Raw genomic sequence first — 14465 nt, 5'->3', positions numbered from 1 at the left:
TATTAAGGAAAAATATATGACCGGATCTCGCAAAGATGTACAGTCACATTATACGCTGTTGGGAATTGGTGCGGGACCGGCCAATTTAAGTCTGGCGTCGCTGATGTATGGTAAGCAGGATATAAAAAATATTTTCCTCGACGGAAAATCTGCTTTTTCCTGGCATGATGACCAGATGATCGATGGGGCCACATTACAGGTTTCTCTGTTTAAAGATCTCAGTACCCTGACCGATCCAACAAACCCGTTTACTTTTCTGGCCTATCTGCATGAGAAAGGGCGTATTTACCACTTTCTGAATGCCCATTTTGATGAAATCCCCCGCCGGGAATTTCGCAACTATTTAGCCTGGGCCGCCGAAAAAAATGAAAATGTGGTATTTGGCGAGAGGGTGCTTAATATCGATTTTGACAACGTATTCAGGATTGTCACCGATAAAAGAGAACTCACCGCCGAAAATATTGCTATTGGCGTAGGGACTCAGCCGTGGGTACCGGATTTTGCCACCGCGCATATTGGGCAGACGCAATTCCATGTCAGTCAGTATATGCAAAGAAAAAGCTCGCTGGCCGGGAAGCGGGTAACGATTATTGGCGGGGGGCAGTCGGGGGCCGAAGTGTTTCTTGACCTGTTGTCAAAACCGCAGGGCGAAAGGCCTGGCAGCATTCACTGGATCTCGCGGCGGCGCAATTTCTTCCCCATTGATGACTCCACTTTCACCAATGATTTTTATATGCCCTGCTATTCAGACTATTTCAACCGGCTGCCGTTACATCTTCGTCAGCGCACCAACCGGGAAAATATCCTGACGTCAGACGGTATTTCGGAATCCACGCTACGCCAGATTTATCAGACGCTCTACAGCCTGAACTTTATCACGCCGGGACAGATACAGATTGCCATGCAGACCAGCCGCTCGGTCAGCAATGTGAAACCAACGGCAAACAACCGCTGGCAGGTGGAATACTGCCATCTTGATTCATCGGGCATGGAGACGCAGGAAACGGACGTTATCGTCTGGGCCACCGGTTATGCTCCCACTGAAAAACATTTTCTCGGCGCGCTGGATGAGCGTATCCACCGTGAAAAAGAGGAATTTGTGGTGGATGAAGATTTCGCCGTGCGGTGGGATGGGCCAAAAGAAAATAACATTTTTGTCCAGAATGCGGTACGTGGACAGCGTGGCCTGCCGGATGTAAACCTCAGCCTGAATGCATGGCGGGCACAACGTATTATGGGCCGCCTGTGCGGGGAATATCCTTCTCATCAACATCCCTCTTTTATCGACTGGGCACCGCCTGCGGAAAATAATGTACTGGAAACCCTGAAAATTGATTTTGATGAAAAAGAGTGGAAGAGAATATCACACAGTTTTCTGAGCTAAGTCGAAGCATCATTCTGGGAATGTAACATCATGTTGAAATATGACATCGCGATTGTCGGTGGGGGTATCCTTGGGTCCACCATCGCCAGAGAGCTGATAAATAATTATCCCAAATTAACCATTGCTGTTATTGATAAAAAACTTTCCGGTGCCGGTGCCTCTTTTTATTCTGCCGGCGTTCATTTCCCACGGGGCGGAAGTGAAAAAGTCAGAAAAATGTCGGCATACAGTCATGATTATTATCAGTCTTTAATAAACGACGGTGCGCCAATATATCCGCTGGCAATGGAATTAATAACAGAGAGTGGTAACAGGCCACGGGTGGAAGAAAAATATCTCCCACTGGTCGGTTTTCATCAGCTGGCAAATTGCAGCAGCGATATTATCGATTTGACGGCAGCAGCAGGGGATGATTTGCGGGTGTTGAAAGGTAATGGGGCAAATTATGCCAATGTCTTTGCGCTGGTTAATTATTATATGCACTCACTACGCGACAATATTGATTATCTCGAAGGGACGGAAGTGGAATCCATTCAGCGCGATACCAATGGCTACCTGCTTTCACTGCGTTCCGGTGTTAATCTCCATGCACGTCAGACCATTGTGGTGCCGGGGCCGTGGGTTAATCATCCTTTGTGCCATAAAGCGCTTTCCGCCAGCGGCATTCGGGTGAAAAAAATCGTTGCGGCGCACATTAACGTTACCCCGACAGAACAGGCACCGTTAATCGTCTTCGATGAGGAAGACGCCTTTTTGCTCCCCTGTCATCACCGTAAACAGTGGCTGTTCAGCTACACCTGCAAAGAGTGGGATGTGGACCCGGAAACGATCCGAGCGCTTACCGCTGCCGATCTCGCTAATGCGCGCGACACCCTGGCGAAATATGCCCCCGCGCTGGCCGACCAGATCCACGATGGTCGGGTATTTTGTGACGCTTACAGCCCAGGCAGTGAACCAACCGTTATCCGCGCGAATGATGGCGTTATTTATGCCGCAGGCTGCAATGGTTCCGGCTACCGACTGGCACCGGCCATCGCCGCTGAAGTCATTCATTTAATGTTGCATCTGTCAGGACTGGAGAAATAAACATGGTGATTCATCATTTAGAAAACGCAGAAATGGCCCGGATGTTTGATATTGAGATCAGTCATCTTGACGGACTGGATTTTCCCGCTGGCTGGGGCAAGGTCGCGCCGGGTGAGCGCTCTGCCAGCCATCAGCATGATGAGACAGAGATGTTTGTCATCGTCAGCGGCGAAGGCACCTTACTGGTTGATGGCCACAGTCACGCGGTGAAAGCCGGTAGCGTGGCGCAGTTTGCTCCTTTTGAATCTCACGTACTGGAAAACACCGGCAACGCGGACCTGATTTTCTTTTTGCAGTACCGCCGTGACGCCGCCAGCGCTGCACGGTCGGCCGCCTCGCAGGCGCGCCAGGATCCGGCACGTCCGCAGTTTGTTTTCTCCACGCCGCCGACGCCAAACGGCGATCTGCATCTGGGACATCTCTCCGGCCCTTATCTCGGAGCCGATGCCTTTGTGCGCTACCAGCGGCTGCTGGGCAATCAGGCCTGGCACATGACCGGTTCCGATGATTTCCAGAGCTATGTGGTTGCGCTGGCTCACCGTGAGGGTTCAACCCCGGCGGAGGTGGCGCGTTATTACTCCCAGGAGATCCGTCAAACCCTGAGCATGATGGATATTGAGCTGGATCACTATACGGTGACCAACGATGCTGAAGGCTATGCCGACGGTGCACAGCGTTTCTTCAGCCGTCTGGTGCAGAGCGGTGAGGTGCAGATGCGCGAGGCTCCGGCGCTGTGCGATCGGGACAGCGGCCACTATCTGTATGAGGTGGACGTTGCCGGTGCCTGTCCGGGCTGTGGCAATGCCACCAACGGCAATATTTGTGAGGAGTGCGGTGAGCCGAACGTGGTGACCGATCTCGGCGCGCCCATTACCAAAGCCAGCCAGCTTGCGCCGCACAATACCCCGGTGAAGCGCTATATGCTGCCGCTGCATCAGTTTGCCAGCGCGGTAGAAGAACACCATAAAACAGGCCGCGTACCGGCCAGAATGCGCGAGCTGGCACAACGGGTGTTCAGCCGGGGTTCGCTGGATGTGCCGATGTCCCATCCGTCCGGCTGGGGGATAGCACCGGCTGAAGCGGAAGGCGAGGGACAGGTTATCTGGGTGTGGCCGGAAATGAGTTACGGCTTTCTCTGGGACATTGAACAGTTGGGGAAAAAGGTTAATCAACCCTGGAAAGCTGACCAGCCGGATGCCAGCTGGAAAATTGTCCACTTTTTTGGCTATGACAACAGTTTCTATCACAGCATTCTTTATCCGGTGCTTTACCGACTGGCTTACCCGGACTGGCAGCCGGATATCGATTATCACCACAACGAATTCTATCTGCTTGACGGGAAAAAATTCTCCACCAGTCGCCGCCATGCCGTTTGGGGCAAAGAGATCCTCACCCCGGAAAGCGTTGATGCCGTACGCTTCTACCTGAGCCTTACCCGTCCTGAGCAGACGCGTACCAATTTCCAGCTGGCGGCCTATCAGACGGAACTACGCCAGACATTGCTTGGGGAATGGCAAGGCTGGCTGCACGATCTCGGTCAGCGTACCGAGCGCCTTTTTGCCGGTCAGGCACCGGACGCCGGGATCTGGACCAAAGAGCAGGTGGCCTTCTGGGCGCAGCTTAACGGGCACCTGCAGCGGATCACCGACGCGCTGAACCGCGATGGTTTCTCACTGCGTCGTGCAGCGCAGCAGCTGAAAATGCTGGTGCAGGACACCCTTGTCTTTTCGCAATCCCAACAGCGGCTGGCGGCAATCCCAGCCTGGAAAGATGAATACCGCACGTCACTGGCGCTGGAGCTGGCGGCGGCACAGCTGCTTTCACGTATTGCGCAACCGCTGATGCCGCGTTTTGCCGACCGTCTGGCGGCGGCGCTGGGCAATACCGGCGGCAGTGCCTGGCCACAACAGGCAGAGATTGTCACGCCGGGCAACGCCATTACCCTGCACCAGGTCCGCTTTTTCAGCGATCCTGATGCGCAGCAGGATACGCCGCACTGGGCCTGGCTGCATGAAAAACTTGCCACGCTGCTGCCCAACGTTGACGCACAGCCGGCACAGCGACTGGCAGAGCTGGGGGCGACCTCGCTGATGGCGGTGACGCTGCAATATTATCTGCTGAACGAAATGCAGGCGGATATCCCGCTGGAATTCCTGCTCAACCAGCCGCTGGATAAGGTAGCGGGTGAGGTGGTGCGCCAGCAAAGCAGTGCGGCGAAGGGAGTGACCGCATGACTCCCGCAACACTGCTAAAGCAGGTTGAGCAGGCGGGCCTGAAGATAAGCCTGCTCGACGGTAATCTGAAACTGGAAGGTGCCACGCAAAATATCGCGCCATCGCTGGTGGCGTCGCTGCGGGAACATAAGTCAGCTCTGCTGAACTGGCTGCAACAGCGGACGACCAGCTTCCCGCTGACGCCGCTCCAGCAGGCTTATTACCGTGGACGTTCATCGCTGTTTGACGGCGGTGGCGTGGCGAACCAGGTTTATCATGAAATTGAAGGATGCTGGCAGCCTGAGCGGCTGGAGATGGCGTTGCAGCGGGTGATAGCGGCGCATTCGGCGTTGCGGCTGCGTATGGTGGATGACAACGCGCAGTTTATCAGTGATGAGGTGCCCGCTATCACCCGCCACGATCTGCGTGGGCTGACAGCGCAACAGCAGCAGCAGGCACGGGCGCGTCTGCGTGAGGAGAAATCACACCTGGTGCTGGCGCCGGAAGAGGCACTGTTGCGGGTGGATCTCATCCTGCTGGCCGCTAACCAAATGGTGCTCTGTATCAATCATGACGGCATGATTATTGATGGTATCAGCATGTTTTTGCTGTTCCATCACTGGCACCGTCATTATCAGGGTGAGGCAGACGCTGCTGATTATCTGGCGTTCGATTGCCATATTGATGCGCTGCAAACTGAACGTGGCAAGGCTGCATGGCAGCGTTCGCGGGATTACTGGTTAGCCCGCATCCCCACGCTGCCGTCCGCGCCCGAACTGCCGCAAACCGCGCAGGCTACTTCCCAGCCAGCGCGTTTCAGCCAGCGGGTGGTGTCTCTTGACGCCACCGCGTGGCAGCAGTTGCAGAGGCATATCCGTGCGCAGCAGCTGACGCCTGCAACGGTGCTGATGGCCGCGTATGCCGAGACGCTTTATCAGTGGGGGGCCGGGGAACATTTCACCCTTAACGTTACCGTGTCGGAACGCCGCCCAATCCACCCTCAGGCGTTCCGTACCATCGGACCGTTCTCCGCACCGTTGCTGGTGGAGGTAACGCGCGATCCGCAGCTGACCTTCCCTGAACGGGCCAGCGTGCTGCAACGTCGCCTGCATCAGGATGTCGATCATCGCCATTTTTCCGGCATTGAGGTGATGCAGGCGCTGGCCCGTCAGCGCGGGCTGGCTGCCGCCCGGATGCCCTGCACCTTTAACTGCACGCTGGGTGCACTGGAAGGCGTGAATGGCGATGCGCTAACGCAATTTGGTGAAGAGGTGTTTAGCATCAGCCAGACGCCGCAGGTGCTGCTGGACGCGTTTGTCTTTGAACAGCATGGCGCGCTGATTATCCGCCTGGATGGCGTTGATGCCAGCTTTCCGACCGGTTTCCTGACGGCGTTGGCGGCGGGTTATCAGCGAATGCTTAACCAGCTCTGCCAGCCACACGGCTGGCAGCAGTTGCAGTTTGATCTGTTGCCGGACGACCAGCGCCAGCGCCGCGATGCGGTCAACGCCACGCAGATGCCGGTGACGCCGCGCCTGCTGGGAGATGATTTTGCCGTTCGCGCGCGCCAGCAGCCCGCCGCGCTGGCGCTCTGTACGCTGGACCGTCAGCTTAGCTATGGCGAACTCTGTAATCGGGTAGCCGAGGCGGCGCAGTGGCTGAAATCGCAGGGCGTTGAACGCAATACGCTGGTGGGCCTGGTGGCGGATCGTTCGCCGGAGCATGCGATCGGCATTCTGGCGATTGTGCTGGCCGGGGCAGCCTATCTGCCCATCGATGCCGGTTTGCCCGCCGCCCGTCGTGACTTTATGTTGCGGGATGGCGAGGTGCGCCTGGTACTGACCAACGTTGATCTGGCGTGCGGTTTGCCGCAGTTTGATTTGCGCTACCCGCAGCCCGGAACCTACACACTGCCGCCGCGCGATCCGGGCGCATCACCAGACGATCTCGCCTATGTGTTGTATACCTCCGGCACCACCGGGCAGCCGAAAGGCGTGATGGTGACTCACCGCAATGTGATTAACGTGCTGGATGACTGCCAGCGGCGTTTTAACATCGTGCCGGAAGATCGCTTTTTCGCCATCAGCGCGTTCAATTTTGATCTTTCGGTATGGGATCTCTTTGGCGCGCTGTCGGCGGGGGCGGCGCTGGCTATCCCGGATGCGGATAAAAGCGGTGACGCTGAACACTGGGGACAGCTCTGTGCGAAATACCGTGTCAGTGTATGGAACTCGGTGCCTGCGATTGTTCGCATGATGCACGATTACAGCGACGCGATGCCTTCCTCGCTACGCCTGCTGATGATGAGTGGCGATCGCATCCCACCGGATCTGCCGGCGGCGATCGCGGTGCAACAGCCCGCCATCCGTCAGTGGTCGCTGGGGGGACCAACCGAAACCACCATCTGGAATATCTGCCATCCCATCAGCGCTGAGGATTGTGCCGCCGGGATCATTCCTTATGGTCGTCCAAACGCCAATAACCAGTGCCTGATTTGTCATCCTCAGGGGACACATTGCCCTGACTGGGTGGCCGGGGAGATCCTTGCCAGCGGAGCGGGCATTACGCCGGGCTACTGGCGTGATGAGACACGCACCCGCGAACGTTACGCACAAGCCACGGGCGATCAACCCCGTTACTTCCGTACCGGCGATCTGGGGCGCTACCTGCCCGACGGCAATATTGAGATCCTTGGTCGGGTGGATTTACAGATCAAGCTGAACGGCTACCGCATTGAGGCGGGCGACGTTGAGGCCGCGCTGGTGAAACTGACGGGGATCAGCGAGGCGGCGGTGGTTGCGGCGAAAAGTGCCAGCGGTGACATTCTGGTGGCGCATCTGGTGGGGGACGACGCCGGGCTGAACCCGGAGCGGATGCGTCAGGCGCTCCGCCAGCATCTACCGGATTACATGATCCCGTCACGTTTTTGCTGGCATCAGGCACTGCCGTTGAACCGCAATCTGAAAGTGGACCGCAAAGCGCTCGCTCAGTTCTCACTGAACGAAGCAGCCGCGCCGGCCGCCTCTGTTGCAGAAAACAGCGCCATTGAAAATCAGTTGCAGGGCATCTGGCAGTCTGTTTTGCCAGCCAGCCAGCTCAGCCGAACCCATGACTTTTTTAGCGTCGGCGGTAACTCACTGAGTGCCTTGCGCATTCTTACCGTGGTGCGTAAAACCTTCGGGGTTTCGCTGCCGCTGGAGTCCATTTATCAGTTTAATACCGTGCAAAGCATGGCTGCCCATATTGCGACACGAGGAAACAGTGAATGAGCGTATCCCTGATTAATGACATCGTTAATCATCCGCCTGAGCAGGGCGGAAACCTGATTGTCGCCACCCTTGGCGGGCGCAGGACGATCCCGCTGAGCGAACTGTATGAGATGGCAGGGCGCGTGGCGAATGGTCTGCTGGCACAGGGCGTCCGTGCCGGGGATACGCTGGGTATCCTGGCCGATAATTGCCTTGAGTGGGTGCTGCTCGATCTGGCGGCACTGCGTATCAAAGTGCGCACGGCGGGTTTCGATCCGGGAAAGTTTGAGGCAACGCAAGCACTGGCCGGGCGTTATCAGCTGAAGTGGCTGTTTACCGATAAGCCGCACAACCGCGAGGCGGCCAGCCTGCGTCATATTAACGAGATCGCCGCCTTCCTTACCGGGCAACCGGCCGCGCTGCCGCCGGTCAGTTATGCCGCTGATGAAACGACGACGGTGAAATTTACCTCTGGCTCTACCGGCGTGCCGAAAGGGCTGGCCGCCACGGTTGGCAGCATTGATTCTTCCCTGCGCGATGTGCAAACCCTGTTTACCCACGGTCCGCACGACAGCCTGCTGGTGTTCCTGCCGCTGTCACTGTTGCAGCAGCGTTACTGGATCTATTCGGCGTTGAAATTTGGTCATGACACCATTCTGACCAACTATCAGTCGGCCTTTATCGTAATGCCACAGCTTAATCCGACTGTGGTGATGGGCGTACCGGCGTTCTTTGATGCCGCACGACGGCATATTGAGCAACAGGACGGCGACATGGCGGCGATGACCGCGAAGGGGCAGCGCCTGTTCGGTAATAAAATCCGCTATTTGTGGACCGGATCGGCACCGGCCGATCCCGGCACGGTGCGCCTGTTCCATCAGATTGCGCTGCCTCTGTTTGAAGGCTATGGCATGAATGAAACCTGCATCGTGACCAAGAATCATCCGGCAGCCAGCCGTCCCGGCAGCGTCGGGCAAGTGCTGCCGGAGAAGCGGGTGGAGATCGACGCACAGGGCGCGATTATTGTTCACAGCCGCTACCCGGTCAACACGCGCTATCTCTATGCTCAGCCGGGGGCATCGGAAAAAATGTTCACCCCCGACGGCGGCGTGCGTACCGGCGATCTGGGCTGGCTTGATGAAGAGGGCTTTCTCTACATCAAAGGCCGGGCTGACAACGTTATCGTGCTGGATAATGGTAAAAAGATCGATGTGCAGCCGATAGAGGCGCGGCTGAAAAACAGCGGGCTGATTGCGGAATGCGTGATTTTCAGTCCGCAGCAGACCGATCTGGTGGCGGTAATCTCGCCGGTCAGCGCCTCCGCTGATGTCGCCAGCATCGCCGCCTGGGTAAAAAACGCCAATGCGGCGGCAGAAAAAGATGAATATGTCGCCCGCTACATTATTGCCAGCGAGCCGTTCACCATCGAAAACGGCCTGCTGTCATCACAGTTCAAACCACTGCGTCAAATGATTTTTGAGCGCTATCAGCAACAACTCGTCACCTCTGTTAAGGAAACTGTTTATGCACACTGAAACTGCCCTCTCGCCGTTGGAGTCCGCCGCCCGTAAAAACCTCGCTGCCACGCTGACTACGCCAGTCGCCGCAGAACAGCTGGATGCGTCCCTGAACATGCGCGATGCCTGGGGACTGACGTCGCTGAATAAGATCCTGTTCATTACCTCACTTTGTAATGAGATGGATATCAGTCTGGGTTTGCTGACTGAAGAAGACCTTGCAAACATGCACAGCCTGGCCGATGTCTGCCAGATCCTCAACAAACACAGTACGAAATAACACCACCGTCAAAGGGCAGGACAAATGAGCTGGAACCAGAACGCCACGGCAACACTTACCAATGACCGGGTAGTATTAAGAGCGGTGCAGGAAGACGATCGCCAGGCGATGCGTGAACTGGCGCGGGACAGCCAGATTTGGCAGTACTTTGTGTTTCGCGTTGATAGCGACGCGCAGTTTGAGACGTTTTTCAACGCCATGCTGCACGATCAGGCGGCGGGTAGCCGCGCGGTGTTTACGGTGGTTGATAAAGCGTCCGGGCAGATCGCCGGGAGCATGAGCATTGGCAATATGGTCGAGCAGGAGGCACGACTGGAGATTGGCTGGTCGTGGCTGGGCGAAGCCTTTCGCGGTACGGGTATTAATCGCCAGGCGAAATATTTGCTGATGCGCCATGCCTTCGAAACGCTGAAGGCTATCCGGGTAGAGTTCAAAACCGACGTGCTCAACAGCCGGGCCCGTGCCGGGCTACGTAATATCGGCGCGACGGAAGAGGGTACGCTACGCAGCTTTAACTTTATGCCGGACGATCGCCGCCGCGACGCGATTTTTTACAGCGTGCTGGCCAGCGAATGGCCTGGCGTGAAAGCGATGCTGCAGGCCGGGCAGTCCGCCACGCAGGCGGCGACAGCATGAGTGCTGATGGCTGGATTGTCCATCTTGAAGGAGATGCCCTGTCGCGGGGCATTCAGCATGGCGAACAGTGTCGCGATGCGTTGCGGCAGTTTGCCGATGACGGACTGTGCCGGTTGCAGCCGCTCAGCGACCTGCCGTTGTCACTGGATGGCCTGCGCGAAAAAATCGCCGCTTATCGTACGCTGGTGAACCGTTTTTTGCCCGACATGGCGGAAGAAATTGAAGGGCTGGCCATCGGAGCGGGGATCCCTTACGACCTTGCCTGGCTGCTGCAACTGCGGCGGGAAGTGCTGGGTTACAACCGCGTCACCACCGGCGGTGATTGTTCGACGCTGGCGTCGCACAAAGGCGAGCCGCTGCTGGCCCAGACGGTGGATCTCAATGGCAATCTGGATGATTTTATCCGCGTTTTACATATCAGTACACCGCAGCGTCGTGCGCTGGTACTGAGTTTTGCCGGGTTGCTCGGCTATCTTGGCGTTAACAGTTCCGGGCTGGCCGTCGGGCTGAATATGGTGCTGGGCGGGCGCTGGCAGGAGGGCATTCCGCCTTATCTGGCAATCCGCCATCTGCTTGACCACTGCGCCAGCGTTGACGAAGCGCTGGAAACTCTTGCGGCGCTGCCGCTGTCCAGTTCCCGATCGTTTACCTTTTGCGACGGGCAGCAGGCGGTTTGCGTCGAAAGTCTTGATAATCAGCTGCGTATCACGGAGCGGGGTACGTTGACCGCGCACACCAATCATTTTCTGCATGGTGATTTTGTCCGGCAGGATGCTATCAATATTTTTTCCGGGAACGGTTCCCGGCGAAGGCTGGAGCAGACCAACGCGTTTTTGCAGCAGTCAACTATCCGGCCTGACATGTGCTTCGAACTGTTCAGCACGCCGCCGGTGTGCGTGGCAGACAGCGGGGATATCCGGCGTGAGCGAACCGTTGCCGCGGTGGTATTGCTGCCACAGCAGGGCATAATGCAGCTGCGTGCTGGTAATCCTGCTCATTCTGCCACACACTCATTCTCTCTTTAATCTTGCCGTCTGGAGAACACAATGGCTGAAAAGTTGCATCACTATCAGGTTGCATTGGAATGGCAGGGCAACCTGGGCGTTGGCACCCGTGACTATCGTTCCTACGCCCGTGAATTTACGGTTAACGGCGCGGCGGGGAAAACCCTTAACGGCTCTGCCGATCCGGCCTTCCTGGGTAAAGAAACATGCTGGAACCCGGAGGAGCTGCTGCTGGCATCCATTTCTGCCTGCCATCAGCTGTGGTATCTGCACCTGTGTGCGGATGCCGGTCTGTGCGTGGTGAAATACAGCGATAATCCGGTGGCAACGATGGATGAAAAAAGCGGCAAATTTATCTCGGCAGAACTGCGACCGGCAGTGACGCTCACCCCGGAAGGCGACCCGGCGCTGGCCCAGTCGCTGCACGAACTGGCTCACAGCAAATGCTATATTGCTAACTCGCTGGCGTTTGACATCAGTATTAAAGGCTCAGTGAGCAACACACCGGCCTGAGGTGCATCCGCGCGGGCCAGCGCGGGTCACTGCTGGAGTAACGGCAACGTTGCCAGCAGATAATCGTAGTCATCTTTGCAGTCTGAGCAGCGCACCGTGATAAATTTCCGTCATTGCGGCCGGATGCTTTACCGATATCGGCAAAATGACATTGTTCAGCCAGCCATCCGCATGGGCTACGTCAACGCTAATATGTTCACTGTAATAGTGAATGTCACGTTCGCTCAGGCCGATACGTTTACAGCCGGCTGCCAGCTTTTGATAGTGTGAAGGATAAAGCTCGGTCATTGCCATCATGCCGGTCAGCTTGTAATAATGCTGACGCGTTACGCCCCCGCCATAAACAGGTTGTAACCTGCCAGCCCCTGCCATTCATAGAGAGGCGTGAAATGGTCATCGGGAAGATCAATGCCCCGGCGTACCAGCAGGTCTTTATACAGATTGACATGGGTAAATTCATTGCTGCCCTGGCCAATTTCATCCCACAGGTTGTGGCTGATTTCCGCTCTGGTTTCCGGGAAAGAACCCACCAGCGTTATGGCAACCAACTCGAAAAACAGTAAGTTCAGCGCACTGTCACTTTTAAAGAAGTAATTGATTTGCGTTGCACTGGCGTCCGTCGCCAGGAAATCAAACAGCGGATGGCTGGCGGCCGCGTGCCCGGACCATAGTGAGGTTAACGCGGTGACGATATTTTCGGGTGAAAGATCGGGAACGGGCGTGCAGGCAAGGTTTATTTCGTTACTCAGTCAGACAGATTCCAGCGTCTGTCGGGTATGGATCAGCACCGGGTCGAACTGATTACGACTCTGGGCGGAGAGCGGCTCGGCAGGATGTGACTGATAAAGAATAAACAGCGCCAGCAGCATGTCACGTCTGGCTGCCTGATTAATATCGTTGAGTGACAGGCTCAGTATTCTGGCGGTCTGGGCTGCAAGTTTTCGGGCAATTGCGGGTAATGTCGATAAATCGTGGGCAAACTGCCCTGGTTGGCCAGAGAGTGAATAATTTCCGCCAGAGGTAAGTGATCAGGCTCATTGAGGCAGAATTTATTTATTATATCTTCAGCGAGAATATTCATAGGCTACCTTCTTTACAGGGAGATTGCTGATGCTAAGAATACAAGGTATGACTGAAAATCGGTGATGTCTATAACCAGGCAAAGGGGAGTATTATTCGATATTCTGACGGTTATTTTTACAGGTGATACCCGGATGCGTTTCGGACATTTACCATCATTACGTGAAAATTAAGATTAACTTACCGTTTACTATTTTTCAGATTAAAGCTATGTCAATGTGAAAGTATTCCAGGCCGACCTGTGGCAGCTACATCGCCTTACATGATATTACGTCGGCTGGGGGGTAGGGTTTTCAACCGGTTCAGGTTGGAAATAGCTGCTGGCTGCTTTTTATACCAATAATCAGCCATTCCGGGTGCAGAATATAACACCGGCAGACCCGGCTGGTTAACTGCAGGGCCTTTATTCAACGATCTCTTTTCTGCTGGGATGGATTAACTGACTGTTCCTGATACCACTACACTTTACGTAAGTCCTGTTGCACAAGGGATAGCCCGCTTTGCACAATGAAAGCCGGTGCTATCAACGCTGCAAAGTTGTCGTCAGAATTCATGAAACAATCACCACTGGTTACCCAGTGATCTACTATTCAAAACCGCTATTTAAACAGTACCGCCCTCAGAAAAAATGAGGGCTTTGGTGGTAGACCAGGCGGTCAGGGCGGGGGAGTTTTCAATATTAGCGATGCCTTCTGACTGACTGGCCGCGATGGCACCGTCAATCAGCATCATGATGGTAAAGGAGACCCGGTTGGCGGGTTCAGGGTTCAGGCAGCGGCAAAGGATCTCATAGATCAGGGCCTGCAAATCTGCCCGAAACTTAAGGTTAATCTCTTTTAAAACGGGAGAGCCGTCGCCAAATTCGACCACTGCCCGGTTGAACATGCAGCCGTTGAATTCGGGAGTGTAAAACCAGCTGTTGTAATATCTAAAAATAGCAAAGAGCTTATTTTTTATTTCAGACTCTGCTTCAGTAATTTCTTTCAGCTCATTAATAAACTGAGCACGTTTTTTTTCAAGAACAGTTATAATTAACGACTCTTTATCCGGGAAATAACGGTAAAAAGTCATTTTTGACACGCCAGATGCTTCAGTAATCTTATCAATGGTAGGAGCCTGATAACCTTCCCGGTTAAAGAGGACCATTGAAGAATTGATAATATTTTGTAATTTCGCTTTCATCTGACTGCCTGTGATAATAAAACAAACGCTTAACTTTCTATTGTATCACACCTTTTTTTATGTTTAAAACTAACAATCCTGCAATTGTAACTAAATGAATATGATGTAAATATAAATACCCTGGTATCAAAAATAAATACCGGTAAGGCCAGTCTTAACTTTTTGTTACTTAACATCTATTCATGCCTGTCGGCTTTCCTGTATTTTCCTGTTATTGCCAGAATAATCACAGCTATACGGAATATAAATCACCGCGCTGAAATTCATCATGCTTAATGCCCCGAACCGCAGCTTATCACTGGTACTGGCGCACCCGGTTCTG

The 14465-nt window shown here is 54.9% G+C and carries 10 protein-coding genes and 1 pseudogene; 9 read left to right on the top strand and 2 right to left on the bottom strand.

All coding sequences use genetic code 11. The annotated features are described in order from the left end of the window. The first annotated feature begins 16 nt into the window (after positions 1-16). Genes EB241_RS03630 through EB241_RS03590 form a run of 9 tightly spaced genes read left to right on the top strand, consistent with a single transcriptional unit; the run spans position 17 to position 11881 of the window. Entirely contained in the window at positions 17-1384 is a 1368-nt protein-coding gene (locus tag EB241_RS03630) for a lysine N(6)-hydroxylase/L-ornithine N(5)-oxygenase family protein (protein ID WP_124231850.1), read from the top strand. A 30-nt stretch (positions 1385-1414) separates the two neighbouring features. Beyond that, positions 1415-2470, top strand: coding sequence for an NAD(P)/FAD-dependent oxidoreductase (locus tag EB241_RS03625; RefSeq protein WP_124231849.1), 1056 nt, complete (start codon positions 1415-1417; stop codon positions 2468-2470). 2 nt (positions 2471-2472) lie between these two features. Then, the gene (locus EB241_RS03620) at positions 2473-4704 is read left to right on the top strand and encodes a class I tRNA ligase family protein (protein ID WP_124231848.1); all 2232 of its coding nucleotides are present in this window, start codon (positions 2473-2475) and stop codon (positions 4702-4704) included. Further along, complete coding sequence (locus EB241_RS03615) at positions 4701-7952, top strand: non-ribosomal peptide synthetase (RefSeq protein ID WP_124231847.1); 3252 nt, start codon at positions 4701-4703, stop codon at positions 7950-7952. Before EB241_RS03620 ends, EB241_RS03615 begins: the two co-directional genes overlap by 4 nt. Beyond that, on the top strand, positions 7949-9466 hold the full coding sequence (locus EB241_RS03610; RefSeq protein ID WP_124231846.1) for an AMP-binding protein: 1518 nt from the start codon (positions 7949-7951) through the stop codon (positions 9464-9466). The genes EB241_RS03615 and EB241_RS03610 overlap by 4 nt, the downstream gene beginning before the upstream one ends. Then, the gene (locus tag EB241_RS03605) at positions 9456-9728 is read left to right on the top strand and encodes an acyl carrier protein (protein WP_124231845.1); all 273 of its coding nucleotides are present in this window, start codon (positions 9456-9458) and stop codon (positions 9726-9728) included. Before EB241_RS03610 ends, EB241_RS03605 begins: the two co-directional genes overlap by 11 nt. Before the next feature lie 24 nt (positions 9729-9752). Then, positions 9753-10364, top strand: coding sequence for a GNAT family N-acetyltransferase (locus EB241_RS03600; protein ID WP_124231844.1), 612 nt, complete (start codon positions 9753-9755; stop codon positions 10362-10364). After that, complete coding sequence (locus tag EB241_RS03595; protein ID WP_124231843.1) at positions 10361-11389, top strand: C45 family autoproteolytic acyltransferase/hydolase; 1029 nt, start codon at positions 10361-10363, stop codon at positions 11387-11389. Before EB241_RS03600 ends, EB241_RS03595 begins: the two co-directional genes overlap by 4 nt. Positions 11390-11410: 21 nt before the next feature. Next, the gene (locus EB241_RS03590; RefSeq protein ID WP_124231842.1) at positions 11411-11881 is read left to right on the top strand and encodes an OsmC family protein; all 471 of its coding nucleotides are present in this window, start codon (positions 11411-11413) and stop codon (positions 11879-11881) included. A gap of 69 nt (positions 11882-11950) precedes the next feature. On the opposite strand, the pseudogene EB241_RS03585 reads toward EB241_RS03590, so the two are convergent. Together EB241_RS03585 and EB241_RS03580 are read right to left on the bottom strand one after the other, a co-directional pair. Continuing rightward, positions 11951-12831, bottom strand: a pseudogene (locus EB241_RS03585) (iron-containing redox enzyme family protein). A gap of 733 nt (positions 12832-13564) precedes the next feature. Continuing rightward, positions 13565-14143, bottom strand: a complete 579-nt coding sequence (locus EB241_RS03580; protein WP_124231841.1) for a TetR/AcrR family transcriptional regulator — start codon at positions 14141-14143, stop codon at positions 13565-13567. Between the last annotated feature and the right edge of the window lie 322 nt (positions 14144-14465).

Origin of the sequence: Erwinia psidii (assembly GCF_003846135.1) — a bacterium.
GTDB classification, from domain to species: Bacteria; Pseudomonadota; Gammaproteobacteria; order Enterobacterales; family Enterobacteriaceae; genus Erwinia; species Erwinia psidii.
Note: the sequence above shows the minus strand (reverse complement) of the source record. Positions and strands in the feature narration are given on the sequence as shown.

Coding starts and splice junctions, on each gene's coding strand:
- EB241_RS03630 (WP_124231850.1), top strand. CDS start 17: ATGACCGGATCTCGCAAAGATGTACAGTCACATTATACGCTGTTGGGA.
- EB241_RS03625 (WP_124231849.1), top strand. CDS start 1,415: ATGTTGAAATATGACATCGCGATTGTCGGTGGGGGTATCCTTGGGTCC.
- EB241_RS03620 (WP_124231848.1), top strand. CDS start 2,473: ATGGTGATTCATCATTTAGAAAACGCAGAAATGGCCCGGATGTTTGAT.
- EB241_RS03615 (WP_124231847.1), top strand. CDS start 4,701: ATGACTCCCGCAACACTGCTAAAGCAGGTTGAGCAGGCGGGCCTGAAG.
- EB241_RS03610 (WP_124231846.1), top strand. CDS start 7,949: ATGAGCGTATCCCTGATTAATGACATCGTTAATCATCCGCCTGAGCAG.
- EB241_RS03605 (WP_124231845.1), top strand. CDS start 9,456: ATGCACACTGAAACTGCCCTCTCGCCGTTGGAGTCCGCCGCCCGTAAA.
- EB241_RS03600 (WP_124231844.1), top strand. CDS start 9,753: ATGAGCTGGAACCAGAACGCCACGGCAACACTTACCAATGACCGGGTA.
- EB241_RS03595 (WP_124231843.1), top strand. CDS start 10,361: ATGAGTGCTGATGGCTGGATTGTCCATCTTGAAGGAGATGCCCTGTCG.
- EB241_RS03590 (WP_124231842.1), top strand. CDS start 11,411: ATGGCTGAAAAGTTGCATCACTATCAGGTTGCATTGGAATGGCAGGGC.
- EB241_RS03580 (WP_124231841.1), bottom strand. CDS start 14,143: ATGAAAGCGAAATTACAAAATATTATCAATTCTTCAATGGTCCTCTTT.